21 protein-coding genes are annotated in these 25,187 nt (G+C 59.3%); 9 read left to right on the forward strand and 12 right to left on the reverse strand.

From position 1 onward, the window contains the following. The first annotated feature begins 113 nt into the window (after window positions 1–113). The 4 genes from NBG89_RS24900 (at window position 114) to NBG89_RS24915 (ending at window position 4,403) form a co-directional block, all read left to right on the forward strand. Window positions 114–1,214 (forward strand): ABC transporter ATP-binding protein, encoded by a 1,101-nt coding sequence (locus NBG89_RS24900; protein WP_431323001.1) that lies wholly within the window; start codon window positions 114–116, stop codon window positions 1,212–1,214. Next, a complete protein-coding gene (locus NBG89_RS24905) occupies window positions 1,207–2,142 on the forward strand; it encodes a carbohydrate ABC transporter permease (protein WP_431323002.1) in 936 nt (311 codons plus the stop codon). The genes NBG89_RS24900 and NBG89_RS24905 overlap by 8 nt, the downstream gene beginning before the upstream one ends. Beyond that, a complete protein-coding gene (locus NBG89_RS24910) occupies window positions 2,139–2,990 on the forward strand; it encodes a carbohydrate ABC transporter permease (protein WP_431323003.1) in 852 nt (283 codons plus the stop codon). Before NBG89_RS24905 ends, NBG89_RS24910 begins: the two co-directional genes overlap by 4 nt. A gap of 87 nt (window positions 2,991–3,077) precedes the next feature. Beyond that, complete coding sequence (locus NBG89_RS24915; protein ID WP_431323004.1) at window positions 3,078–4,403, forward strand: ABC transporter substrate-binding protein; 1,326 nt, start codon at window positions 3,078–3,080, stop codon at window positions 4,401–4,403. A 205-nt stretch (window positions 4,404–4,608) separates the two neighbouring features. Here the strand turns inward: NBG89_RS24915 and NBG89_RS24920 are convergent, their stop codons facing one another. The 6 genes from NBG89_RS24920 to NBG89_RS24945 all read right to left on the reverse strand — a co-directional run bounded on the left by NBG89_RS24920 (window position 4,609) and on the right by NBG89_RS24945 (window position 11,369). Beyond that, a complete protein-coding gene (locus NBG89_RS24920) occupies window positions 4,609–5,811 on the reverse strand; it encodes an MFS transporter (RefSeq protein WP_431323005.1) in 1,203 nt (400 codons plus the stop codon). Between the two features lie 91 nt (window positions 5,812–5,902). Further along, complete coding sequence (locus NBG89_RS24925; protein WP_431323006.1) at window positions 5,903–7,339, reverse strand: M81 family metallopeptidase; 1,437 nt, start codon at window positions 7,337–7,339, stop codon at window positions 5,903–5,905. 8 nt (window positions 7,340–7,347) lie between these two features. Next, entirely contained in the window at window positions 7,348–9,267 is a 1,920-nt protein-coding gene (locus tag NBG89_RS24930; RefSeq protein ID WP_431323007.1) for a beta-N-acetylhexosaminidase, read from the reverse strand. A 25-nt stretch (window positions 9,268–9,292) separates the two neighbouring features. Next, window positions 9,293–10,069, reverse strand: coding sequence for an SDR family oxidoreductase (locus tag NBG89_RS24935; protein ID WP_431323008.1), 777 nt, complete (start codon window positions 10,067–10,069; stop codon window positions 9,293–9,295). Between the two features lie 27 nt (window positions 10,070–10,096). Next, a complete protein-coding gene (locus NBG89_RS24940; protein ID WP_431323009.1) occupies window positions 10,097–10,960 on the reverse strand; it encodes a MurR/RpiR family transcriptional regulator in 864 nt (287 codons plus the stop codon). Between the two features lie 19 nt (window positions 10,961–10,979). Further along, the gene (locus NBG89_RS24945; RefSeq protein ID WP_431323010.1) at window positions 10,980–11,369 is read right to left on the reverse strand and encodes a RidA family protein; all 390 of its coding nucleotides are present in this window, start codon (window positions 11,367–11,369) and stop codon (window positions 10,980–10,982) included. Window positions 11,370–11,481: 112 nt separating this feature from the next. On the opposite strand from NBG89_RS24945, the gene NBG89_RS24950 reads away from it, so the two are divergent. The 5 genes from NBG89_RS24950 to NBG89_RS24970 all read left to right on the forward strand — a co-directional run bounded on the left by NBG89_RS24950 (window position 11,482) and on the right by NBG89_RS24970 (window position 17,191). Beyond that, complete coding sequence (locus NBG89_RS24950; protein WP_431324546.1) at window positions 11,482–11,967, forward strand: hypothetical protein; 486 nt, start codon at window positions 11,482–11,484, stop codon at window positions 11,965–11,967. A 21-nt stretch (window positions 11,968–11,988) separates the two neighbouring features. Beyond that, window positions 11,989–13,449 (forward strand): M81 family metallopeptidase, encoded by a 1,461-nt coding sequence (locus NBG89_RS24955; protein ID WP_431323011.1) that lies wholly within the window; start codon window positions 11,989–11,991, stop codon window positions 13,447–13,449. Between the two features lie 16 nt (window positions 13,450–13,465). Then, entirely contained in the window at window positions 13,466–14,566 is a 1,101-nt protein-coding gene (locus NBG89_RS24960; RefSeq protein WP_431323012.1) for an alanine racemase, read from the forward strand. Window positions 14,567–14,939: 373 nt separating this feature from the next. Next, entirely contained in the window at window positions 14,940–16,625 is a 1,686-nt protein-coding gene (locus tag NBG89_RS24965) for an arylsulfatase (protein ID WP_431323013.1), read from the forward strand. A 269-nt stretch (window positions 16,626–16,894) separates the two neighbouring features. Next, window positions 16,895–17,191 carry a hypothetical protein gene (locus NBG89_RS24970; RefSeq protein ID WP_431323014.1) on the forward strand — a complete coding sequence of 99 codons (297 nt, stop codon included), beginning with the start codon at window positions 16,895–16,897 and terminating at the stop codon, window positions 17,189–17,191. Window positions 17,192–17,219: 28 nt separating this feature from the next. On the opposite strand, the gene NBG89_RS24975 is transcribed toward NBG89_RS24970, so the two are convergent. The 6 genes from NBG89_RS24975 to scpA all read right to left on the reverse strand — a co-directional run bounded on the left by NBG89_RS24975 (window position 17,220) and on the right by scpA (window position 25,024). Continuing rightward, window positions 17,220–18,353 (reverse strand): ABC transporter ATP-binding protein, encoded by a 1,134-nt coding sequence (locus NBG89_RS24975; protein ID WP_431323015.1) that lies wholly within the window; start codon window positions 18,351–18,353, stop codon window positions 17,220–17,222. A 96-nt stretch (window positions 18,354–18,449) separates the two neighbouring features. Further along, window positions 18,450–19,652: an ABC transporter substrate-binding protein gene (locus NBG89_RS24980; protein WP_431324547.1), complete on the reverse strand. Its 1,203-nt coding sequence runs from the start codon at window positions 19,650–19,652 to the stop codon at window positions 18,450–18,452. A 60-nt stretch (window positions 19,653–19,712) separates the two neighbouring features. After that, window positions 19,713–20,570 carry a carbohydrate ABC transporter permease gene (locus NBG89_RS24985; RefSeq protein ID WP_431323016.1) on the reverse strand — a complete coding sequence of 286 codons (858 nt, stop codon included), beginning with the start codon at window positions 20,568–20,570 and terminating at the stop codon, window positions 19,713–19,715. After that, window positions 20,570–21,454 (reverse strand): carbohydrate ABC transporter permease, encoded by an 885-nt coding sequence (locus tag NBG89_RS24990; RefSeq protein WP_088702592.1) that lies wholly within the window; start codon window positions 21,452–21,454, stop codon window positions 20,570–20,572. Before NBG89_RS24990 ends, NBG89_RS24985 begins: the two co-directional genes overlap by 1 nt. A gap of 13 nt (window positions 21,455–21,467) precedes the next feature. Beyond that, entirely contained in the window at window positions 21,468–22,625 is a 1,158-nt protein-coding gene (locus NBG89_RS24995) for a Gfo/Idh/MocA family protein (protein WP_431323017.1), read from the reverse strand. Between the two features lie 260 nt (window positions 22,626–22,885). Continuing rightward, window positions 22,886–25,024 (reverse strand): methylmalonyl-CoA mutase, encoded by a 2,139-nt coding sequence (scpA, locus tag NBG89_RS25000; RefSeq protein WP_431323018.1) that lies wholly within the window; start codon window positions 25,022–25,024, stop codon window positions 22,886–22,888. Window positions 25,025–25,187 lie beyond the last annotated feature (163 nt).

A 25,187-nucleotide genomic window follows, 5' to 3' on the forward strand; every position in this document is an offset into this window, starting at 1 on the left:
TCACTGACTGAGGGGGCTCCACTTCTGATCGTGGATGCTGTCTTGGTGGAGTTGTGTCATTCTGGTATCCATATCGGCATTTCGGGTTCTGACTGCAATCCAGGAGCAGTCGGATGACCGCCAACATCGAAATCCAGAATGTCACCAAGCGCTATGGTTCGATGACTGTCCTTGATGGCCTGTCGCTGTCGATCAAGGCGAACGAGTTCATGGTCTTTCTTGGCCCTTCCGGCTGCGGCAAGTCTACGCTTCTTCGCATGATCGCGGGCCTTGAAAGCGTGGACGACGGCACGATTTCGATCAATGGCGAGCGCATCGATACGCTTCCGCCCGGCCAGCGCGACATCGCCATGGTGTTCCAGTCCTACGCGCTTTATCCGCATATGACGGTGGCCGACAACATGGCCTTCGGACTACGCAACATCAACGTTTCTGCCGATGTGATCTCTCAACGTATCGCCGAGGCGGCTCGCATGCTCGAGATTGCCCATCTCCTGGAGCGCAAGCCCGGCCAGCTTTCCGGCGGCCAGCGCCAGCGCGTCGCCATTGGCCGCGCGATCGTCAAGGAACCAAAGGCCTTTTTGTTCGACGAGCCGTTGTCGAACCTCGATGCTGCGCTGCGCGTTCGCACCCGTGTCGAGCTTGCACAGCTGCGCCACCGGGTCAGATCGACAATGATCTTCGTCACGCACGACCAGATCGAGGCCATGACGTTGGCCGATCGCATCGTCGTGATGAACAATCGCAAGATCGAGCAGATCGGAACGCCGATGGAGATTTATTCCCGTCCGGCAAGCCGTTTCGTCGCCACCTTTGTCGGCTCGCCGACGATGAACTTCCTCAAGGTCGGGGTGACGGAAGAAAATGGCTTTCTGCGCGCAAAGCTGCCGGACGGAACAAAATTGCAGACCATGATCCGGGCGAGCGGGGTTAAGGCCGGCGAACTCTCTCTCGGCATCCGGGCCGAGGCGGTCAAGCTTGGCGACGGCGCTGCTGCGACGACGACGGGCAAAGTGGATGTGCTGGAGCGCCTCGGCGACCGCACGCTTCTGTACACCCGTCTCAAGGATGGCAGCGTTGTCGTTGCCGAGGATATCGGCAACAGCCGGGTTGCGATCGGTGATGAGGTGGCTCTTAACCTCGACGGAACCCGCACGCACCTTTTCGACGATGCCGGCCACGCCTGGCACAATGAGGAGGTCGGCCATGGCTGAGGCGGCCCTTTCATCGGCCAGATCTGTGACCCGCGCCTCGGCGAGGCAAAAGGTGCAAAATATCAATGCGCCGCTCTGGCGAAACGCTCTCTTCGTCGCGCCTTACCTGTTCTTTTTCGTGACCTTGCTTGTCGTTCCGCTGTTTTGGGGCATCTGGCTCAGCCTTCACAAGGCCGACGCATTTGGGACTGGCCGTTTTGTCGGCCTCGGCAATTATACCAGGCTGTTTAACGACAAGGTCTTCATTCAGGCCGTCGGCAATACGTTCTACTTCGTGCTTTTGACAGTTCCCACACTTGCCATCTTGGGTCTGCTTCTGGCGCTCGCCCTGAACCGAAAGACGAAAATGGCAGCCGCGCTGCGGGCCGTCTACTTCTCGTCCTCCGTCCTGTCCGTGACGATCGTCACATTGATATGGCGCATTGTCTTCATCGGTAATTTCGGTCTGCTTGCCACCATCTACGGTTGGTTCGGCGTGCCTGCGCCGGCCTTTCTCTCCGATCCGAACCTCGCCATGATCGGCATCGCGATCGCGACCGTCTGGTGGTGTATCGGCTTGCCAATGATGCTCTTTCTCTCGGCATTGCAACAGGTGCCGGCAGAACTCTACGAAGCCGCGGCCCTCGACAATGCCAACCGCTGGCGAACACTCCGGTACATCACGCTCCCTTCGATCCGGCGGACTTTCGTGCTCGTCCTGATCATCCAGGTCGTGCTGCAGTTCCAGCTCTTTGGTCAGGCAAAACTGATGACGCTCGGAGGCCCGAACAACGTGTCGAAGCCGATCGTGCTTTACATCTATGAAGCTGCGTTCAGGCAGTGGGACCTCGGTCTTGGTGCGGCCGCTTCCGAGATTCTCTTCATCCTGATCCTGATTGCCGCGATGGCGCAGTACTTCATCTCGCGTCGCAAAGGAGAAGAAGGATGAGCGCCTTATCCGGTGGAAACATGGTCGGCCGCTCGACCGGCGATCGCGTGATCCTTCTCCTGGCACTTGTGTGCGCACTGATCATGATGGCGCCGGTGCTGTGGGTGATCGGGTTGTCCATCAAGGACAACAAGGAGCTGATGGCGGACATGAATTCCGTCTTCCGTGCTCCTTACACGATCAACAACTATATCAATATCCTGGCGACCTCCTCGGTGTTCCGCTGGATCTTGAACAGCATCATCGTTGCCGGCGGCTTGACGATCTTCACGCTGATCCTCTCGTCGCTTGCAGGCTATGGCTTTGCACGGCTGAACTTTCCGTTCCGCAACACCCTCTTCATCATTGTCTTGCTCGGACTTGCGATCCCTGAGCAGGCGGTGCTTATCGCTCGTCATCAGATTTTCAGCTGGTTGAAGTTTCACAACACCTATCACGGCCTGATCCTGCCGGGATTGTCGGCGCCCTTTGGCGTGTTCTTGATGACGCAGTATTTCCGGGCCATCCCAAAGGAACTTGATGAGGCGGCGCTTTTGGACAACGCCAGCCGTTTCAAGATCTTCTGGAAGGTTCTCCTGCCGTTGACAGTTCCCGCCCAGGCGACGCTCGGCATCTTCACCTTCCTTGGCGCCTGGAACGATTACCTCTGGCCGCTGATCTCCGGCACCAAGAAGGAAATGTATACGCTGACGATCGGAATTGCCTCGTCGCAGACGAACTTTGCGCAGTCGGAAGGTCTCGGCTTCCTGATGTCGCAGGCGGTTTTCGCCGGTGCCCCGATCCTCGTTCTCTACCTGTTCTTCCAGAAATACATCGTAACGGCAGTGTCTGGCGCCGCCGTGCGCTGACACCTCGCCATCGGTCACGTTGCAAACCCGTCCCCGGGGAGGGGGCTTGAAGCCAAGGGTCGAAGACCCAATGAGGAGGAGATGGAAATGACGCTTACCTTTAGAAAATACATGCTGGCGGCAGCCTCGGTGATCGCGCTTGCGGGTGCAAGCCCGGCATTCGCCGCCACGGAGTTGACCGTCCAGCGCTTCTTCGGCGCTTGCGATGCTGATTTCGGCACCAACACCGATGTCAGCAAGGCCGTCGGCGAATGCGGCATCATCACCTCCCTGATCAACAAGTTCAATGCCGACAATCCGGATGTTCATGTGACGGTGACCACCGTCGAATGGCCCGGCTACGATCAGCTGACGGCGCAGTTTGCTGCAGGCGACCCACCCGATATCGTCACCATTCATCAATCGGTGCTTGCTGACTATCAGTCCAAGGGCCTGCTCATGCCGCTGGATGACGTGCTGAAGTCGGTCGGTGTTGCGCCTTCCGACTTTACCGATGCCAGCCTGAACGGCGTGACCAAGGACGGCAAGATCTATGGGCTGCCGATCGACAACTGGACCATGCTGTACCACATCAACATGGATCTCTTCAAAAAGGCCGATCTGATCAATGCAGATGGCACCCCGAAGCTCCCGACGAGCGTCGACGAACTCCTTGCGCAGGCCAAGCAGTTCAAGGAAAAGACCGGCAAGCCATACTTCGTCCAGAACCTTGCGAACGAAGTCGCTCTTTATACCCGCAATCTCTATACGTACCTCTTCCAGCAGGATTCGACCTTCTTTGCTGATCCGAAGCAGGTCAAGATCAATACGCCCGAGGCCAAGAAGGTCCTCGAGATGTACAAGGCGATCTACGACAATGGTTACACCACGAAGGATCTCGACTACGCGGCCGGCATCAACGCCTTCCTGGCCGGCGAAGGCGGCGTTCACCTGAACGGAACATGGGTGATCGGTGACTACACAGCGTCATCGGAAAAGGCCGGTACCGCGCTCAACGCCGGCGGCTATGCCGTCTATCCTTATCCGCAGCTCTTCCCGGGCAAGAAGGCGCAGTATGCCGACGGTCATAGCTGGGCGGTGTCACAGAAAGACCGGTCTGAGGAGCAGACCGCTGCAATCGGCAAGTTCCTGAAGTTCTTCCATGACAACGACTTCGACTGGTCGCGCACCGGCCACCTGCCGGCCGTCAAGGCGGTTCTGCAATCCGACAAGTTCAAGGCTCTCCCGCATCGCGACACGATCTCGGCCGTCGCCACGCTCGGAACCCCCTTGCCGTCGACCGTTCAGCGCCAGTTCGCAATTCAGGACATCATCGGCCAGGAAATGAGCGCGGCGGTCACTGGTCAGAAGGAAGTCGGTGCAGCACTCGCTGACATGGAACAGCGCATCAACGAGTTGCTCGCCAACATCTGAGGCTCAACTCTCCCGAGCCCCAGGAGCAGATGCCCGCCGCCGGTCTCGCGGCGGGCATTTCCGTTCAGGCCAGGTGCCGCAGGGCCTAAAGCGCGGCGCGATCTTTCAGATTCGCTTGTCGCGCTTTAGTTCTTTGTTTTCACGCATGTCTTTGGCCGAAACCGGCTCCCGCTTTCGGGAGACATGCTTTAGAACATGCGCAGTTTCAGCCCGCTCGCTTGGTTCTGTCGAATGACAGCAACAGTGCAAGCCCGCTCAAACCGGCTAAAGCACCGATGATTGCCGTCCCGCAATAGCCACTGATACCGGTCCCGATCGCAAACAAAAGCGCGCTCAGCCCAGCGCTCACGAAAATATTGACGGATATGAGTGCGCTGCCGAGGCCAGGACGCTCTGCGATCAGATCCTGCAGATAGGTGATCGGGATGGAGATGAGGGCCGCAGCGCCGATCCCGCTGATGATGGTCAATGCGTAGACATGCCAGGGAGCAGAGGCAAAGCCCAGCAGAACGAGATAGACGACATAGATGATCGTGCCGATAGCCAGGGCCGTGACATGGCTCATGTTCCTCTGGGCGCGCGCCCACACCACGATAAAAAGGACCTCGAGGAAGGCGACGATCCCGACCAGTATTCCGACGTCGCCAACCGTCGCATGTGCGGGTCCGGTGACGATCAGCGGCAGGATGGCGCCATTGACGTGAAGGGTGCTGCTGATCAGTGACACCGCGATGACGCGGATGAGGACGCGTGGCGAGATGACTTCGCCAAGTGCTGCAAGATAGGAAAGGTGGCGCGTCGCCGCCTTGTCCGTCCCGCTCTGGCGCGGCAGGAAGAGCGCAATCAGACCAAGGCACATCGTAGAGGCGAGGCTCGCAAACAAATAGGCCGGCAGCATGCTTGTCGATCGCGACAAAACGACCCCGACAAGGCCGGGCACAAGTACCCAGGAAAGCGAGATCATCGCCCTCACGCCCGAGTTGACGGCCGCTACCTCGCTGCGCGCCATTCCGCTGGTCCTGGCGCGCACATTGGCGAAGAGCAGCGAATTGAGTGCGTTGTAGACCGGCAGCAGAAGGAGCCCACTGATGATGAAGGTCGCCTGAGCAGGAACGAGATAGACCGCCCCGTAACCGAAGATTCCGAAGACGGTAACCGTGACCATCAGCGCTCGATACTCGCCAAGCCGGTCGGCAAGATTGCCAAGCAGGATGCTCACGGTGACGTTGACGGCTGCTGCCACAAATATCAGCACTGAGTAGAGTGCGTTGCTCAGACCCAGTTCGCGAATGCCAATGACCGACTGGTACGGCGAGGTCGCCGCTCCGGCAAAGCCAAAGGCAAAGATCGCGAGCATGCTGACCCGGATTGTCGGGTCGCGAAAAACATCGGGGAGGAGACGGCTCATGACATGAATGGTGCGGTGATCGATCACCTGTATTGCGAATGAAGGCGCTTTAGCAGGTTCGGCGTGAAGCCGAAACTCTTTGAGCGAATGATCAGTCTTGCCAGCGCGCGGAAAGGCGCGCACGCGGCGCGTAGTCAAAGTTGCGATCAAACGGGAAGGTCGGTCGAGCCCGTCGGTTGCTGACCAGGCCTTCTATGTCCTGGTTCACGACGCCGTCAGTCAATGCCATCAGGTTCGGATTGGCGATCGGCGCCAGTTCCGGGGAAAGATAACCGGACTTGACCACAAGCAGACGCACCGACTTCGGATCGAGCCCAAGCCGCCAGAAATCCGCTATCGTGTGATATGGACGCCGCCGTGCCGCGAGCACCACGGTAATTCCCGCGGTGTTTATGACCGCCTGACGCTCAGCGTCGGGGCCCGGGTCATCGAGAAGAATGACTTCCGCTTCAATGCCAACGGCCGAGCTCGACGGATCGAGGGTGGCACCGACGTCAAGCGCGATCGTTGCACCCTTGCCGGCTGCAAAGCATGCCGCGACGGCCGGTGGATCGGTGATGCCGGCAACCAGCACGCCCGCAAACCCACGGGCCAGCAGCGCTTTCAGAACGTCGGCCCGGTCGCCAACGCCACCACCCGTCGGATTGTCGGCCGAATCTGCGAGAATGACAGGCGCTGTCGATGCGTTCGCCGCCATGTCGAGCATGGCGTCGAGCGGACCGGTAACGGGCCCAAAGACGAAATCGTCGCGCGCATTCCAATAGGAAAGCGCAATCTCTTCGGCAGCTGTCAACGCCGCTCGCTTGTCTGTCGCAGTCACGACCGCACAGGCGCTCGCCCGCGGTTCGTCCGCCCAGACATAGCCGATCATCAGATTGGCATCGAGGACGCCGTCGCGCTGATCGATCGCAAAAAGCGCCTTATAGAGTCTCTTCGCGGGCTCGTCCTCGGTCGACGTACGCTCACCTGGCCACAAAACCGGCACCGGGGCCCAGGCGACACCTGGCCGCGTGCCTGACGAAAGGGCGTCCACCAGCAATGACCATGCACGCACCATCGTATCACGCACATCGATATGCGGGGCGGTCCGGTAGGCCGCGAATATATCGAGCTGGTCGATGATTTTTTGACTGACATTGCCATGCAGATCATAGCTCGCAGCGACCAAGCAATCTGGACCGACGGCAGAGCGGGCGGCGGCAATCCAGTCGCCCTCGGCGTCGTCCATGCCCTCGACATTCATCGCGCCATGCATCGCAAGATAGAGGCCGTCGACGGGCAAGACAGCCTTCAACCGATCAAGAAATTCGGTCTTGAATGCCTCGTAGGCCACCCTGGAGACCGGCCCCCCGGGCACTGCGCGCGCATGCAACAGCGGTAGGTGCAAAACCCCATCGGCTGCCAAAAATCCGAAATAGTCCGAAGCCAGGAGATCCTCGGCCCGCAGAACGCGGAAGTCCTCGACTGTCATCATAACCGGCGAATAGGTGCTGCATTCCGTGTGAATTCCGCCCACTGCAATCCGCATCGCCGGCCTCACAATTTCGGGCTGAGGGGCACGATTGCGGCGAAGCGGTGCCAGTCCTTCATCGCCCGGGGCGTCCATGCGGCTTCCGCTATCGCCGGCAGGCGAGGGAAAACGAGCCGGTTGAAATAGCCGCGCGACAGGAAGTGTTCCGACCATATGCAGGCTTGAATGCCCTTCATCTTGCCCTTCAATTCCTCCGGGAAGTCGCCTTCTGCCTCATAGGCGTAAGTGAGTGCCGGCGGCACGGTTCCGGCCCAGCTTGCACCAGGCTCCTGGAACGCGTCGGCCTGTACCATGTCGAGATAATAAGCCTGGCCGGGGGTCATGACGACCTCGTAACCTTCCTTGGCCAGATCGATGCCGACCTGCGGGTTCTCCCAAGCCATCAGCAGCGTGTCCTTGGCTGCGACACCGCCGCCATGGGCCACTTCGTTCCAACCGGCGAGCTTGCGGCCGCGCGCCGTCAGCATGTCCTTCACGCGCTTTAGGAAGTGGGATTGCAGCGCAAACGTGCCCGAGATTCCTTCCTTCTCCATCAATGCCTTGGCTAGCGGCGAGGCAAGCCACGACCCGTTTGCCACCTCGTCACCGCCGATATGGAGGTAGGCGGACGGGAAGAGTTCGACCATCTCGTCGAACACCTTTTCGAGGAATTCATAGGTCAGCGGCACCGCGGGATTGAGCGCATTATTCGGATATCCCTGTACCGAATGGTAGCTCTCCGGCGCTTCCTGGCCGTCCGTCAGATCTGGCAACGCCGTCAATGTCGCGGTGCTGTGGCCGGGAATGTCGATCTCGGGGATGATCTCCACATTCAATTCCGCAGCATGCGCGACGATGTCGCGCACATCGCCCTGGGAATAAAAGCCACCGACAGGTTCGGCGCTGTTGCCGAGTTGCGGCAGGAGCGGCTGGTCGGGACCGCGAAGGACGCCCGTCGTCGTCAATTCGGGATAGGCCTTGATTTCAAGACGCCATGCCTCGTCGTCGGTCAGATGCCAATGGAAGATATTGAGCTTCAACCAGGCCAGGATGTCGATCAGCCGCTCGATGTCGGCTTTGGGATAGAACTGACGTGAAACATCGAGATGGCAGCCGCGCCACCCGTATCTCGGCATGTCGGAAATCGTCCCGGAGATCGGAAAGCGAAACGTTTGCGGTTGGCTGCGGGCTCCATGCAGGAGCTGCGCAAGCGAGGTCAGCCCATATTGGCGCCCGGCGGCACCGGCAAAGGACAATGTGATCTCTGTGGCCGAAAAATCGAGCTTGTAGGCTTCCGGGGCCATCGCGGCATCGACCAGGAACCGTACGGGCCGCCCCTGCGGCGAAGGGGCGAGATTGAACGGTGCGTGATCGCTCTCGAACAGTCGGCGGCAAAGGAAAAGCACCGTCGAGACCGCTCGTGCGTTTTCATTTGAGGACCCTTCCGCTGGATAAAGAACGACGGGGAAACCATCTCCCGGCCTGGCGTCGATGTCCGCCGGCCAGGGCTGCAATGAGAACGGCCCTGAAAGCTTGCCTTCAGGAAGCAGGACCGGCGGCGGTGCGTTCACGCGTCCTTCGAGAAGCAAATCGGAAACGGCAACCGTGATGTGTTTCCCGTCCTGAAGCGTCAGATAGGCCGACTTCGCACCATCGGTGCAGTGGCGAGCCGGCCGGTGGAGGCCGCTGACCGTGAAACTCCACCTGCTGCCGGGCGCGAGTGTAAATCCCTTCGGCGGAGCAAACTCGTGGAAATTGGCGTTGCGACGCAGAAAGGTCGCATTCTCTAAGGCCTTCGCATCGATGACGCGCGTGAGCGACGTATAGACCAGGGTGAAGCCAGAAAGCGCGACTTCGGAGAGATTGAAAAGGGAAAAGGTAAAGCGGCCGTTCGGGCCGCCATCAGGCTGCCACGAACTCTCCAGGCGATAAGGCGCCAACGTCATATCTGTTCCTCTCTTATTATGTCTCTTAGTAATGCTCGGACTGCGAGAATGTCCGGGCAAGCTCAGCCTGGCCGGCAGTCAGGCCGCAATCAACCGGCAGGCAGACGCCGGTGATTGCGGCGGCCTGCGGTCCGGCAAGAAACGCCACGGCGTTAGCGACGTCCCTGGGATCGACGACCCGCTGGAGCGGGTACCAGCGGCGAGCCTCTTCGAAGACGTTGGGGTTGGCAGCAGCGCGCGCCTCCCATGCCTGTGTGCGCACCGTGCCGGGCGCTACCGCATTCGAGCGGATACCGAGCTTTCCATATTCCACTGCAACCAGCTTGGTGAAATGCAGCAGTCCCGCTTTCGCAGCGCTATAGGCGGGGTGGCCAAAGACGTTCATGCCGTTGACGGATGCGATGTTGACCACCGAACCCTTCGACGCTTCGAGCAGATCTTCGACGGCGCGAAAGCACAAGAAGGCAGCCTCGAGATTGAGCGCATTGTCCATTCTCCAAATTTCGGGGGTGGTGTCGTGCAGGCTGACGGCGCGTGCTGCCCCGGCATTGTTGACCAGCGTACGAACCGAGCCAAGCAAGCCGGCTTGCCTTGCCATTTCGGCGACATCTGTTTGGCTGGTCACGTCCGAGCCGTGCGCGACAAAGCGCGCGCTTGGGCCGAGAGCGCGGGCGGCCTTCTCGGCTGCGGCGACGTCGATGTCGACCATGAAGATGACATCGTGCTCGTCTGCGAGCCGCTCTGCAATAGCCCGTCCAATATCGCCCGCAGCACCGGTTACGATCGCTACCGTCTGTGTCATGCAGCATTCCTTCTTGGCATGGAACTGTTAGTCCCCGAGCAGTTGCCGATCATCGCCATCGCGGTGGGCAACAAGCTGCTGCTTGATGCGGCGCAGAGCCACCGCAGCCTTTGGCTGGATCGCATAGGCAACGAGACTGGCGAGAATATCGACGACCGCCAGATAGGCGATGCGCGTCGAGGTCGGACGAAAGATGTTGCTTCCTTCCTGCAGGTCGATAGGCACAACAATTTCCGCTATTTGCGCGACGGGGCTATTGCTTTGGGTGAGCGCGATCGTCGTCACTCTGGATTCACGCGCAAGCGCGAAGGCACGCACGAGTTCGGCGTTGCGCCCAGTGAAGGATGACCCGATCAAAACGTCCGTCTGCTTGGCGGCGGCCGCCATCATCAATTGCATTCCATGGTCCGAGCTTGCCGTCACATGCAGGCCGAAGCGAAACAGGCGGTTCTGCAGTTCGTTGGCGATCATTGACGAGTTGCCACCGGAGCCGAAGGCGTAAATCATGTCGGCGCGCGAAAGTCGCTCGGCCGCCAGCTCGATTGCAGCAAGGTCGAGGGAACGATGAAGCAGGAAAAGTGCGTTCTGTGCCTTGGTGATGATGTCCTGCGCCACATCACCCGGATTGGTGCTCTTGGGTTCCGGTTTCAGGTAGCGCATGCCGACATAGGCTGTCCTTGCCAGCTGGACCTTGAAATCGGAAAAGCTTTCACAGCCCAGTCGCCGGCAGAAGCGCGTAACGGTCGGCGGCGACACATCAGCCTTTTCGGCAAGCTCGATGATCGAGGCGTTGACCGCAAACTCGAAGTCATTAACGAGGATATCCGCGATCCGGTTTTCCGAGGGCGAAAGCCGGGCCTTCTCTTCCTGCAATGTCGAGAAAATGTCCATCCCGTCCCCCTCGTTTGCGCTACCGGTCCTTCGGCTTGTACGCTACGCAGTCGATTTCGACCTTGCAATCGACCATCATCGACGACTGAACACAGGCCCTGGCCGGCGGATGGCCGCCGAAATACTGCTGGTAGATCGCGTTGAAGGTCCAGAAATCACGCGGATCATCAAGCCACACGCCGCAGCGTACCACGTGCTCCACGCCGTATCCGGCTTCCTTCAGGATCGCCAGCACGTTCTCGATCGTCTTGTGCGTCTGCGCGATGATATTGCCATCGATGATTTCGCCATTTTCCATGGCAACCTGACCCGACACATAGAGCCAGCCGTCTGCTTCGACAGCACGCGCAAAAGGCAGGGGTTTGCCGCCGGCACCTTCTTGAACCGCGCCGTAACGCTTGATGGACATCGATCGATCCTTGCAAATTATTTTCGTATTAAGTTGACAACTCACCATAGAAAGCGGAATTTGACCAGTGAAAAACGCTGTTCATGAAAAGAATTTCAATCCGGGGGAGATAATGCGCGATCCGTTCAAGAACCCTTTTCCGGTGTCCGACGTTGCGCGGCACGCGATCTGGGAGATGCTGGTTCCTCGTGACATCGATGCCTTCCTGGCAGCCGACTGGTCATTGGTCGAAGATGATTTCGTCGAGGAGGGCTTCATCGGCATCGATGGACGCAAGCAGCCAAGCCCGGACAAGTGGCGTCTGGCATTTCCGAGCCTGTCGGCCTATCGCGACGAGTGGCTGCGCCAGGCGAAGGACTTTAAAACGCAATCCTTCTCGGAGGACACCCGCACCGCCATCTTCACGACCACAACGCTCGAGGACATCGAAATCGCAGGCGACATGGCGCTCGTGCGCAAGAAGTTCGATGGTGGGCTTGCAAAGGCCGACGGTACACGTGATGTGATGCAGTGGCAGACGCTTTATTATTGCCGCCTGCATGACGGCCGCTGGAAGATATGCGGCTTTACCGGCTATTTGCCGAACCCCATGGGCTGATCAACACAAAGGCCAGAACCCTTGCGCATTTTCACGGCGGCGCTCGCAACCGAGACCAACACCTTTTCTCCCATCTGCGTCGATCGGCGCGCGTTTGAGGCGTCTCTCTATGCGCCTCCGGGCCAGCATCCTGAAACCCCGACACTTTGCTCGGCGCCCATCACCGTTGGGCGCCGGGTCTGCGCAGAAAAGGGATGGGAACTGATCGAGGGAACGGCTGCCTGGGCTGATCCGGCTGGACTGGTGAACCGCTCGACCTACGAGGGACTGCGCGACGAGATCCTGGATCAGCTCAAGGCTGCAATGCCCGTCGATGCCGTTGTCCTCGGCCTGCATGGCGCCATGGTTGCGGCCGGCTACGAGGATACGGAAGGCGATATATTGGCGCGCGTTCGCGAGATCGTCGGACCAGACATCCTCGTCTGTGCCGAGCTTGATCCACATAGCCATCTGACGGCCAAGCGGCTCGCGGCCGCCGATTTCTTCGTCTATTTCAAGGAATTCCCGCACACGGACTTTGTCGATCGAGCCGAGGACCTCTGGCGGATTGCGGTCGAGACACTGGAAGGCCGGCTGCACCCTGTGATGTCCGTCTTCGACTGCCGGATGATCGACGTCTATCCGACCTCGCGCGATCCGATGCGCTCCTTTGTCGACAAGATCATGCGCCTGGAGAAGGAAGACGCTGACATCGTGTCAATTTCCGTCATCCATGGTTTCATGGCAGGCGACGTACCGGAAATGGGCACCAAGATGCTTGTCGTCAGCAGCGACAAGCCGGAGAAGGGCGAGGCTTTGGCACGTGAACTCGGCCTCGAGCTCTTTTCCAAGCGAGGCACCTTCATCATGCCGCAGATAGACGAAGTCGAGGCCGTGGCAAAGGCCGCAGCAGCGACCTCCTGGCCCGTCGTCATCGCCGACGTCTGGGACAATCCAGGCGGCGGCACGGCGGGCGATGCCACCGTCCTTCTCAGGGAGCTTTTGGACCGGAAGGTAAATGGTGCTGCGCTCGGCACGATCTGGGATCCGATGGCGGTGCAGATCTGCATGGCGGCGGGTGAGGGTGCTGAGATTCCATTGCGCTTCGGCGCAAAGTCTGCGCCCGGCACCGGCAACCCGGTCGATGGCGTCGTCAAGGTGGTGAAGCTCGTGGAGAACGCTGAGATGCGGTTCGGCGAGAGCTTTGCGCCGTTCGGCGATGCCGCGCACATCACGCTTGACGGCATCGATATCATTTTGAATTCAACGCGCGCCCAGAGTTTCGATCCAAGCCTCTTCTCCGTCATGGGGATCGATCCGACGTCAAAGAAGATCCTGGTCATCAAATCGACCAATCATTTCTACGCGTCCTTCTCGAAAATCGCTGCTGAAATCATTTACTGCTCGGCCGGAACGCCTTATCCCAACAATCCAGCCAAGACACCCTACCGTCGGGCGCCGAACAATATCTGGCCGATGGTCTCCAACCCCCACGGCCGCTAGCGCGGAGCAGCTTCATATGCCGGAAAATTCCTTCGCCGTCGTCGCCAAGCCGGGCGACAGGGTCGCTGACCTCTCGACACCGCGCCCGATCATCGATGAGGATCGACTGGCTGCAAACATCGCCCGGGTTCAGGCATATATGGATGAGCATGGCCTGAATTTTCGGCCGCATATCAAGACGCACAAGATCCCCGCGCTTGCAGCCGCGCAGATCGCGGCCGGCGCCAAGGGCATCAACTGCCAAAAGATCAGCGAGGCGGAAGCCTTCGCTGCGGCCGGCTTTGAAGACATCCTCATTACCTTCAACATCCTCGGCCCGCAAAAGCTCGAGCGGCTTCGCGCGCTCAACGAGCGGATCTCCGGTCTCAAGGTGGTCGCCGACAGCGCGGTGACGATCGATGGCCTGTCGTCCAACTTCGCATCCTCCAAACCATTGACCGTTCTCGTTGAGTGCGACACCGGTGGCGGGCGCTGCGGTGTCCAGACGCCGGAAGAAGCGCGACGCCTGGCAAGACGGATCAGCGACGCACCGGGGCTTACGTTCGGCGGTCTTCTCAACTACCCAAAGCCCGGTTCGGCCAAGGCTGTTCAAGCCTTCTTCGAAAATGCACTTTCGCTCCTTAAAATCGATGGGATCGCCTGTCCGGTCGTCAGCAATGGCGGCACGCCCAGCCTCTTTGAGGCCCATCTCGTCAGTGCCGCGACCGAGCATCGCGCAGGGACATATATCTATAACGATCGCTCGATGGTGCGCGCCGGCCATTGCAGCGAAGCCGATTGTGCCATGCATGTGCTGGCGACAGTGGTGTCTCGTCCGACCGCCGATCGCGCGGTCATCGACGCCGGATCAAAGGCCCTGACCTCCGATCTGCTCGGCTTTGCCGATTTCGGAACCGTTGTCGGCTATCCCGAGGCTGTGATTACAGGACTATCCGAGGAACACGGCGTCATCGACTTATCGGGATGCGGAGACAGCCGTCCCGAGATCGGCGAGACGATCCGCATCATCCCCAACCACACCTGCGTCGTCTCCAATCTGTTCGACACGATGGTCTTTCACCGTGACGGCGTCGTAACGCGCGTCGAGGATGTGGCGGCCCGCGGTCTCGTCTGGTAGGACGCCAAGCGCGCTTGCCGCTTGAGAGACGACCGCGTAGCGTGAAGTTTGCTCGCCCGCAACCGCTGGGTGCTGACTGAAGGGCGCAGGACTTCAATCTGGCGGCGAAAATAAAGATGTGCAATACTCGTATTGGACGACCGCAATCTTTTGGAGCGGGCTCGTCATGACGTGTGTTTCATCGCCGCCACCGACCCCTTCGATGGCCCGATAGCCATCGCCGCACTACGGCGAGTCATTCGAAGCAGCATTGAGTTCCATCAGCCCACGCCGGGGACAGGCCACGCGATTGCTCGGATTGCATCCGGAGGGGTCCAGCCCCTTGCGTCGGGCGTCAATGAAGATTCAGGCAGATCAACGGAGGGTACATGCCATGAACAGCATGAGAAATCTTTGCTTTGGTCTATTGGTTTCCGCACTGGCATCCGGGCTGGCTGCGCCCACAGTTGCGCAGCAACAGCAGCCCAAACCCAACATCCTTGTGATCATGGGTGATGATGTCGGCTGGTTCAACCTTGGCGCCTATCACCGGGGGATCATGTCCGGGAAGACGCCTAACCTCGACAAGCTTGCATCCGAAGGCATGATGTTCACCGACTATTATGCAGAGGCGAGTTGCACGGCGGGCCGGGCGAGTTTCATCACCGGGGAAATTCCGCTACGCACCGGCCTGACGACTGTTGGTCAGGCGGGAGCAGACGTGGGCATGCCGGATAAGGCAGCAACGCTCGCCGCCGTCCTCAAGGAGGAGGGATACGCCACCGGTCAGTTCGGCAAAAACCATCTCGGCGATCTGAACAAATATCTACCGACACTGCATGGTTTCGATGAATTTTTCGGTTATCTCTATCATCTCGATGCGATGTCGGACCCCTATTGGTATTCGTTTCCGAATGACCAATCGTACCGCGATAAGGTCGGGCCGCGGAATTTGATCCACAGCTTCGCAATGGATACCGATGACACGAACGAGCAGCCGCGTTGGGGTAAAATCGGCAAGCAGAGGATCGTGGATGAGGGCCCCCTGGCGCCATATCCCGATATGTCCAATGTTCCAAACATGCATGAGGTGATGCCGAAGGCCAAGTACGATATGGGCACCTTCGACGAAGTGCTGGTCAAGGCTTCGTGCGACTTCATGGACAAGGCCAAGACCGACGGCAAACCGTTTTTCGTGTGGCACAACACAACACGGATGCATGTCTGGACTTTTCTGTCGCCCAAGTACCAGGCTCTCATGAATAGCGACAGCAACTATGGCCTTGAAGAAGCGGGAGTGGCACAGCTTGATGACAGCGTCGGCGCTCTCCTGAAATGCGTGGAAGATGCGGGCGAAACCGGCAACACCATCGTTATTTTCACGACCGACAATGGGGCGGAAGTGTTTACCTGGCCCGACGGTGGCATGACCCCGTTCAAAGGCACCAAGGGCACCGTAATGGAAGGCGGATTCCGCGCACCGGCCATCATACGCTGGCCGGGTAAGGTCAAGCCGGGCACCGTCGAGAACGGCATATTTTCGGCCCTGGACTGGTTTCCTACACTGGCAGCAGCTGCAGGCAACATCGAGGTCAAGGACCAGCTGCTCAAGGGTGTGAAGCTCGGCGACCGGACCTACAAGAACCATCTCGATGGCTACAACCAGATGGATCTGCTGTTGGGCAAATCGCCGTCCGCACGGCATGAATTCTTCTACTTCGCCGGGCCTGCTCTTGGGGCGATTCGCATCGACAACTTCAAGTTCCAGTTTTTCCAGCAGCCTCAGGGCTGGCCCGGCGCGAAGGCGACCACGGACATGCCGACCATGATCAACATCCGTCAGGATCCGTTCGAGCGGACCCCATCGATTGGTCAGCAAAGCCTCAATGACCTCGGTGGAGGCTACATGAATGACTTCTTTGCCCGGGAGTTCTGGCGCTTCGTCAGCGTCCAGCAGGAGGTCGCGAACCTTGCACTGACGGCAGTTGACTACCCGCCGATGCAGGACCCGGCCTCCTTCAATCTGGATGCGGTCAAGCGGCAGATCGATGCTGCAATCAAGAACAAGCCGGGCAATTAATGACCGGGCGTGAAGCAAAGCAAAGGGCAACCCCGCAAGGCTGCCCTTTTGCCCTGGCAAACAAGATCACTGTCCGGCCCTGAGACAAGGTCGTCTGCGTGATCCGCATTGAGACGAAGCGCTGCTATCATCGGCTGCAATTTGAGACGCCTCGCAATAGTGCGCGTTGCAAGCAGATCGCGCCTCCCTTTGAGGTAGGACCCTTGACCTTAGGCAATTGAAAAACATCTTCTTTTGCGCGGGCGTTTGGCACGCGGGAGGTCATATCGATGAGAATCTCGGTTGCATTGGGAATGGCAGCAAGTCTATTGGCCGTCTCGGCGGCTGAAGCGCCAGGGCAATGGCAAACCTATCACGGTGTGCGGATGGATTCCGATCCGGTGCTGTTGGCGCGGTTCGATAGGGCATATCGCTATTGCGAGCCCGAAGCCGTCTACCGCGGCTCTCCCTATCCGGCCCATCCCTGGCACGTCACCGCGCTCAGGAGCTGCATGTACCGGCTGGGGATCGTGGACCGCGGCGCCTATTCCTACCCCGCCAACAGGCTGTTTTATCCCTTGTATTGAAGGGGCGACGCAGCACGGCCGTCACTGGTCATGCGGCCGTCGGGCTGAGCAGGTTCATGTCGATGTCCGTCAGTTCCACATGACGCTCGAATGATTTGCCGGCCTCATCGAACAGATGGCAGTCTGCAACATTGATCCCGGCTGCCAACGGCTGATCGGGCCGAACTGCAGCGCTGCCAGGAAGCGTTGCGCAGAAATTCTCGCCTTCGCCGTTAAGTGCTGCATAGGCCACCGTCTGCGCCCCAAGCCGCTCGATGACTGTTGGCGTAACTGTCAGTGTAATGTCACCCTTGCCGACCTGGATGTGCTCAGGGCGCACACCCAATACAAGCGGCTTTCCAACAACACCCTGGCGCGGCGTGACCGGGATCATCGCCGTCTGGCCCTTGTATTCAACTTCGACGCCGGTATCGCTGACGCCAGTGCAGGTGACGGGCAGGAAGTTCATTTTCGGATTGCCGATGAAGCCCGCGACAAAAATGTTGGCCGGCTTGTGGTAAAGCTCCAACGGTGCCCCGGTCTGGGCGATCTCGCCGGCATTCAGCACGACGATCCGGTCCGCCATGGTCATCGCCTCGATCTGGTCGTGCGTGACGTAGATCATCGTCGCCTTCAGCTGGCGATGCAGTTTCGCGAGTTCGATGCGCATGTCGGCCCGCAGGGCCGCATCGAGGTTGGACAGCGGCTCGTCGAACAGGAAGATCTTCGGCTCGCGCACGATCGCGCGGCCGATTGCGACGCGCTGGCGCTGGCCACCGGAAAGCATCCCGGGCTTTTGCTGCAGACGCTGATCCAGGTGAAGGATACGCGCGGCATGCTCGACCTTGGCCTTCAGCTTCTCTTCTTCCATCTTTTCCACGCGTAGCGGGAAGGCGATGTTTTCGAAAACGCTCATGTGCGGGTAAAGCGCATAGGACTGGAAGACCATGGCAATACCGCGCTTGACCGGGGGGAGGTCGTTCACTCTCAGGCCATCGATGACGATGTCGCCCGCCGTCGTGGCGTCGAGACCGGCAATCATGCGCAGCAACGTCGACTTGCCGCAGCCGGACGGCCCGACGAAGACCACGAACTCGCCGTTCTTAACCTCGAGCTTAACGCTCTTTAAGACCTCGTAGTCGCCGTAGAATTTTTGAACGTTACTGAGAAAAAGCTGTCCCACGGTACTTTCCCCGGCCGCCTTCAAGGCGGCTTGCTGTTTGACGTGACAGGCAAGGGGGCGCACCAAAGGCAGCGTCCCCTTGCCTGAAGCAATGGCTTACTTGTACTGCTCGAGATCGGCGGCGGCCTTCTTCAGCGCATCCGCCGGTTCGGCCTTGCCGGTAACGACCGACTGGACCATCTCGATCATGACGTTCTGGAAGCCCTTGTAATCCTTGAAGAGCGGCTCCGGCCCGCCATAGGAGATGCCGTCGATCAGCGGCTTCCAATAGGGATCCTGCTTCACGAATTCGTCGACCTTTGCGGACGGCCGCAGCGGCGTCAGGCCCGCACCGCCCTGGAGCTCGTATTCACCCTGCGGGCCGGGCGCAGTGATATACTTGGCGAACTCGACGGCTTTGTCCTCGACACCCGATCCCTTGAAGATCGCCAGGCTGTCGGTGATCAGGAGCGTACCTTCGCCCTTGGCCGACGGGCCAAGCGGCAGCGGTGCGATGCCCCAGTTGATCTTGGTGTCCTTCAGGCGGGTGGCAGCACCGGAACCGGCCTGGATCATGCCGACTTTACCGTCGAGGAAAATGGCGCGGATTTCGTTCTGTTCGTAAGCCGTTGCACCCTCGACGGAATAGGGCGTGATATCCTTATAGGCCTGCAGGGCTGCAAGAACCTCGGGACTGTCGGCGACGATCTTGTCGCCATCGATGATCTTGCCGTTGTTGCTATAAACCCAGTGCATGAACTGATGCATGGTGTTGTCGAAGGTCTTTGCCGGCAGGCCGTAACCGGCAATTCCGGTCTTTTCCTTGATGGCCTTGGCGTCAGCGATTTCTTCAGCCCAGGTCTTCGGCGGCTTTTCGGGGTCAAGTCCGGCCTGCTTGAAGAGATCCTTGTTCCAGTAAAGCGCCTTGGTGGAGAACGCGATCGGCACGCCCCACTGGGTGTCGTTGAAGGTGACGGTATCGACGATGTTCGGATAGTAGCTCTTTTTTTCGTCGTCGCTCATCGGCACCGCAACGATGAGGTCGTTTTCGGCGAATTCCTTGAGGGTGCGTGAGCCGACATAGGCCATGGCGACCGGCGTGCCGGCGGCAGCCAGCGTCGTTGCCTTATCCTGGCACTGCTCCCAGCCAACAACCTCAGGCGTAACTTTCCAACCCGGGTTCTTGCCTTCCCATTCCTTGATGTACTTCTCGTGGATCGGGTCAATCTTGTCGCCGCAGTAGATCCAGCTGATCTCCTTGTCAGCAGCGTGGGCGCTCATGGTGCCGAGCGCGGTGGAGCCGAGCAGGGCAAGGGCCATCAGCCCGGTTTTAAACTGTATCGTCAATTTGTTAGCTCCCGTTTTTCTCTGGTGGTTGACTTACTGTTTCACCGCGCCCGCGGTCAGCCCGCTGACGAGATACCGTTGAAGGAAGAAAATCACGATCATGGCCGGCGCAATGCCGACGAAGCTGGCAGCCATCAGCTCATTCCAGACCACTTCCTGACGGCCGAAGTAGGCAAAGAGCCCGACCGGCAAAGGGGCAAATTCGGTCTTGGAGTTAAAGGTGAGCGCGAAGATGAATTGCTGGGCATAGGAGCCGATGAAGGTGGTGATGGCGACCACCATGATGCCGGGCATGGCGATCGGCAGGATGACCCGGCGAAGCGTGTAGAATTGGCTGGCACCGTCAACAAAGGCAGCTTCGTCCAGTTCTCTCGGGATACGGATCATGTAGGTTCTAAGCAGCCAGATCGCGGACGGAATGAGGAAGGCGACACCGGGAACCATGATGGCAAAATAGGTATTGAGCAGCCCGAGCGAGCGCATCAACCGGAAGAGCGGAATAAGCAGCACTGCCCCTGAAAACATGTTGACCGCCAGGAACGCGCCGAGCAACAGCCCGGCGCCCTTGAATTCAAAGCGGGCAAACGCGTAGGAAGCCGGGATGACGAGGACCAGAACGACAGCGGTCACGACGGTGGAGATGAAGAAGGAATTGAAGATGTAGCGCGCAAAGCCTGGCACGCTGACCCACATCGTCCGGTACGCCTCGAAGGAACCGTTCTCGGGAATGAACCGATAAGGCGAGGAGAAGAGCTGGCTGAGCGGTTTCAGTGATACAAGAAAGCCCTCGACGAAGGGGGCGAGCACGAAGGTGAGAAACACCAGCACGCCGGCATAGATGCCGATCATCTCATACCATTTGTACCGATTGATGAGCAGATGGGATTGCATCAACGCTTGTCTCCGGAGGCAAGGCGGCTGGTCAGCCGGAAGTAGCAGACACAGAAGATCGACAGGAAAATGCAGATCAGCACGGCGCGCGCGGCACCTTCGCCATACTTGTTGGACCCAATCGCCGTGCGGTACGTATCGATGATCATCGTCGTTGTTTCGCCGCTTGGACCGCCACGCGTCAGGATCCAGATGATGTCGAAGGAGTTGAACGTGGCGATGAGTGACAGCATCGACATGGTGATCATCGAAGGGACGATCAGTGGCAGGGTAATGCGCCGGAAGCGGTAGAAGCGACCGGCGCCGTCGGTCCAGGCGGCTTCGTAAAGATCCTGAGGAATGGCCTGCATGGCGGCCAGCATATAAAGGGTGACCAGCGGAACACCGATCCAGACATCCGTGATAATCGTCGCCCAGAACGCTGTCGAACCCTGTGCGAGAAAGGCCACGGGAGCATCCACCAGGCCAAAGCGCTGCAGCATGCCGGAAATCATCCCGAACTGGCCGTTATACATCCAGCCCCACATGAAGATGCCGATCGCCATTGGGACAATCCAGGGCGGCATCGTCAACACACGGAAGAGGGCCCTGCCTGGCACTGCGGAATTCAGCATGGTGGCGCCGAAGACGCCGATGATCATTTTGATCGATACGGAAAAGAAGGTCCAGATGAAGGTGCGGATGATGACTTCCGCAAATGTGGCGTTGAAGATCTTCTCGTAATTCACCCAGCCGACCCAATTCGTCGTCTTCTTCAGCGATGCGTCGGTGAAGGACAAAATGAATGTGTCGACCAGGGGATAGGCAACGATCGCCAGCACATAGAGCACTGCCGGAAGGAGAAGGATCCAGGCGAAGATGACTGCGTTGCGTTGGACGCTCATCTTGCCGCCCTCCTCAAGCCGCTCTTGCGTGCAGGGCTTCGTCGAACCTGTCCCAGACGGGCCGCAGATCAACAACCGCCTTCCTCATGCGCGCCTCGTCCATCGACAAGGCGAGAATGCCGGCTTCAAGGGCGTTAAGCGTAGAGACCGGAAGCTCAGTGCCCGTGCGGACGCTATCGAGGAGGTCGGCGGCCATCTGTTCATCGGCACCGTAATGTTGCGACAGCTCGGTCGCCACGTATTTGTTCTCGACCACCTTCTTGCCGCTCAACTGCTCATGAACGTCGAGATAGCCACGGACGAAATCGCCCTCCGCCATGCCCCGCGACCCCATGATGGCAAAGCGACGAAACTGGTCAGGAACGTTGAGATTGGTATGGAAATTCATGCCCACACCGTTGGCATATTCGACAATCGCAACCTGGTAATCGATGATGTCGGCGTCGCTGTCGAACACCTTGTCGGACCCCATCCAGCCGCTCGGCTTGCGATGAAAGAGTTCCAGGTCGTTGATGCCTTCTCGTGCCGGGTCGTTTGCAGGCGTGAAGCTCTTGCGTCCGCCAAAGCTTGCGACGCGCTCCGGTCGAACACCGACGACGCCGTTGTAGAGATCGAGATCATGGCAGCACTTCTCCAGCATGAAGCTGCCGGAATAGCGCTCATAACGGCGCCAGTCGCGCATGAAGAACGCACCGTGATAGGGCTCGATGTGCTCGGCGGCTTCGATCGAAACGATCTGGCCGAGCTTGCCTGCGGCCTGAATGGCGCGCAGGTCCTTGTAGAGCGGCGAGTAGCGCAGCACGAGGCCGACCATCAGACGCTCATGGCCGAACTTTGCCATCAGACGCGCGAGCTCGATGCTCTCGGCGATCGTCGTGACGATCGGTTTTTCGCAGAACACCTTCAGGCCGCTTTCGAGGCCCAGCCTGATGTGGTCGAGATGCATGTGGTTCGGGGAACCGATCATCAAGAGATCAAGCTTTTCGTGGGCGATCAGCTCTTCGGGGGAAGCATAGGAGGTGCCGGCAGAAATGCCCTTTTCGACGAGACCTGGAAGACCCGCCGGATCGGGGTCGACATATCCCGCGATCTCGAAGCTTTCATCGACAGACCTGAAGACATAGCCAAGATAGCCGAGCCGGAAACCAAGCCCGATAATTCCCACTTTCATGCTATTCTCGTTCCCACTTACGTAATTTATTTTCGTCAAGTTGGGACAAAAATTCGAACTCGTCAACACGAATCGCGCGAAAAGTTGAAGCGGTGAAATTAATTTTCATAACTGGCCTTTTTCCGGGCTGCCGGGGCCTTCAACCAGGGACACGGAAATCGTTTTCGCCGTCGAAGCGCGGCGAAGAAGCTGGCTTGTTGTGTCGCGCTGCGGCTGCAAGGGCGAGGGCGCCCCGCCAATTCTGGCGCGGGCCTTGAAATCTAGCGGTTTCGACGCCTGCCTTCGAGCAGATCGAGAACCGAATTTGCCGCGTCGAGGACATTGGTGCCGGGGCCAAAGACAGCTGCCACACCGTGGTCCATCAGGAAGTCGTAATCCTGCCGCGGGATAACACCGCCGACGACCACAATGACGTCCTCGGCGCCCCGTGCTTTCAGCTCGTCGACAAGTTGCGGTGCCAGGGTCTTGTGGCCCGCTGCAAGCGACGACATGCCGACCACGTGCACTTTGCTTGCGACGGCGAGATCGGCCGCTTCCTTTGGTGTCTGGAAGAGTGGCCCGGCCAGGACGTCGAAACCGATATCTCCAAAGGCCGAGGCAATCACTTTGGCGCCGCGGTCGTGGCCATCCTGACCGAGCTTTGCAACCATGATCTTCGGCCTGTGTCCGAGGATCCTGCCGATTGCTGTCATGCGGTCCTTCAGCACTGCCAGCTCTGGCTCATCACGATAGGCTTGACCATAGACATCCTTGATGACCTCAGGCTCGGCCGCATGATCACCGAAGGCGCGGCGCATGGCATCCGAGATCTCGCCAACGGTTGCGCGCGCGCGCGCCGCTTCGACGGCTGTGGCAAGCAGGTTGCCGTGGCCGCTGCTTGCCACTTGCGCAAGCGCGTCGAGTGCTGCCTTCACGGCGGCCCCGTCGCGCCGGCGTTTCGTCTCGTCGATCCGCCTGATCTGGGCGGCGCGCACGGCGGCGTTGTCGATCGCCAGGATGTCGATCTCCTCTTCGGTCTCGAGACGGTACTTGTTGACGCCGACAATGACCTCATCGCCCTTGTCGATGGCCGCCTGGCGTCGTGTCGCCGCTTCCTCGATCAGCCGCTTGGGCAAGCCTTCGTTGACCGCCTTCGTCATGCCGCCGAGGGCCTCCACTTCCTCGATCAGATCCCACGCCTTGTCTGCCAGTTCCTTCGTCAGGCTCTCGACGTAGTAGGAGCCGGCCAGCGGATCGACGACCTTTGTCACACCCGTCTCGTGTTGAAGAATAAGCTGCGTATTGCGGGCGATGCGTGCCGAAAACTCTGTTGGCAGGGCAATCGCCTCATCGAACGAATTGGTATGGAGCGACTGCGTACCGCCGAGCACTGCCGACATCGCCTCAAAGGCGGTCCGAATGATATTGTTGTGTGGATCCTGCTCCTGCAGCGACACGCCCGACGTCTGACAATGCGTGCGCAGCATCAGCGACGAGGCCTTCTTCGGCTTGAACTCCTCCATGATGCGCGTCCACAAGAAACGTGCGGCACGCAGCTTTGCCGCCTCCATGAAGAAGTTCATGCCAATGGCAAAGAAGAAGGAAAGGCGACCGGCGAAATCGTCGACGTTCAATCCCTTGGCAAGTGCTGCGCGCACATATTCGCGGCCATCGGCGAGCGTGAACGCAAGCTCCTGCACCAGCGTCGCACCGGCTTCCTGCATGTGGTAGCCGGAGATCGAGATGGAGTTGAACTTCGGCATCTCCTTGGCGGTGTATTCGATGATGTCGGCGACAATCCGCATCGAAGGTTGCGGCGGATAGATATAGGTGTTGCGGACCATGAACTCCTTCAAGATGTCGTTCTGGATGGTCCCCGAAAGCGCGGCGCGAGCCACGCCCTGTTCCTCGCCGGCGACGATGAAGGAGGCGAGGATTGGAATGACCGCGCCATTCATCGTCATGGAGACCGAGACTTTCTCCAGCGGGATGCCATCGAACAGGATCTTCATGTCCTCGACACTGTCGATCGCCACACCTGCCTTGCCGACATCGCCGACGACGCGCGGATGATCGCTGTCATAGCCGCGATGTGTGGCCAGATCGAAAGCGACGGAAACACCCTGCTGACCGGCTGCCAGCGCCTTGCGGTAGAAAGCGTTGGAGGCTTCCGCGGTCGAGAAGCCGGCATATTGGCGGATTGTCCAGGGTCGGCCGGCATACATAGTGGCACGCGGCCCGCGGGTAAACGGTGCAAGGCCCGGAAGCGATCCGAGGTGCTCGGCGCCCTCGACGTCGGCTTCGGTATAAAGCGACTTGACGTCGATACCCTCGGGCGTTTTCCAGACGAGCGTTTCGGGTGCCGCCTTCAGCTCTTTCTCGGCGAGAGCCCGCCAATCGCCAAGCGTCTTCTTCGTCATGTCATCCTCCGGCATTCTTCTTTTGCCGCAGGCTAACATCTTAACCGCACGCGACGCGATAGAGCCTTAGGATATTTTATCAAACGGCTTCCCCGGAAGATCGACTGGTGCCGGGCCGGACCATTCCTTGCGCAAGTGAGCGACCTTGATGCAGTGGTCTTGG

Origin of the sequence: Rhizobium sp. YTU87027, assembly GCF_050644135.1 — a bacterium.
Taxonomy (GTDB): Bacteria; Pseudomonadota; Alphaproteobacteria; order Rhizobiales; family Rhizobiaceae; genus Rhizobium.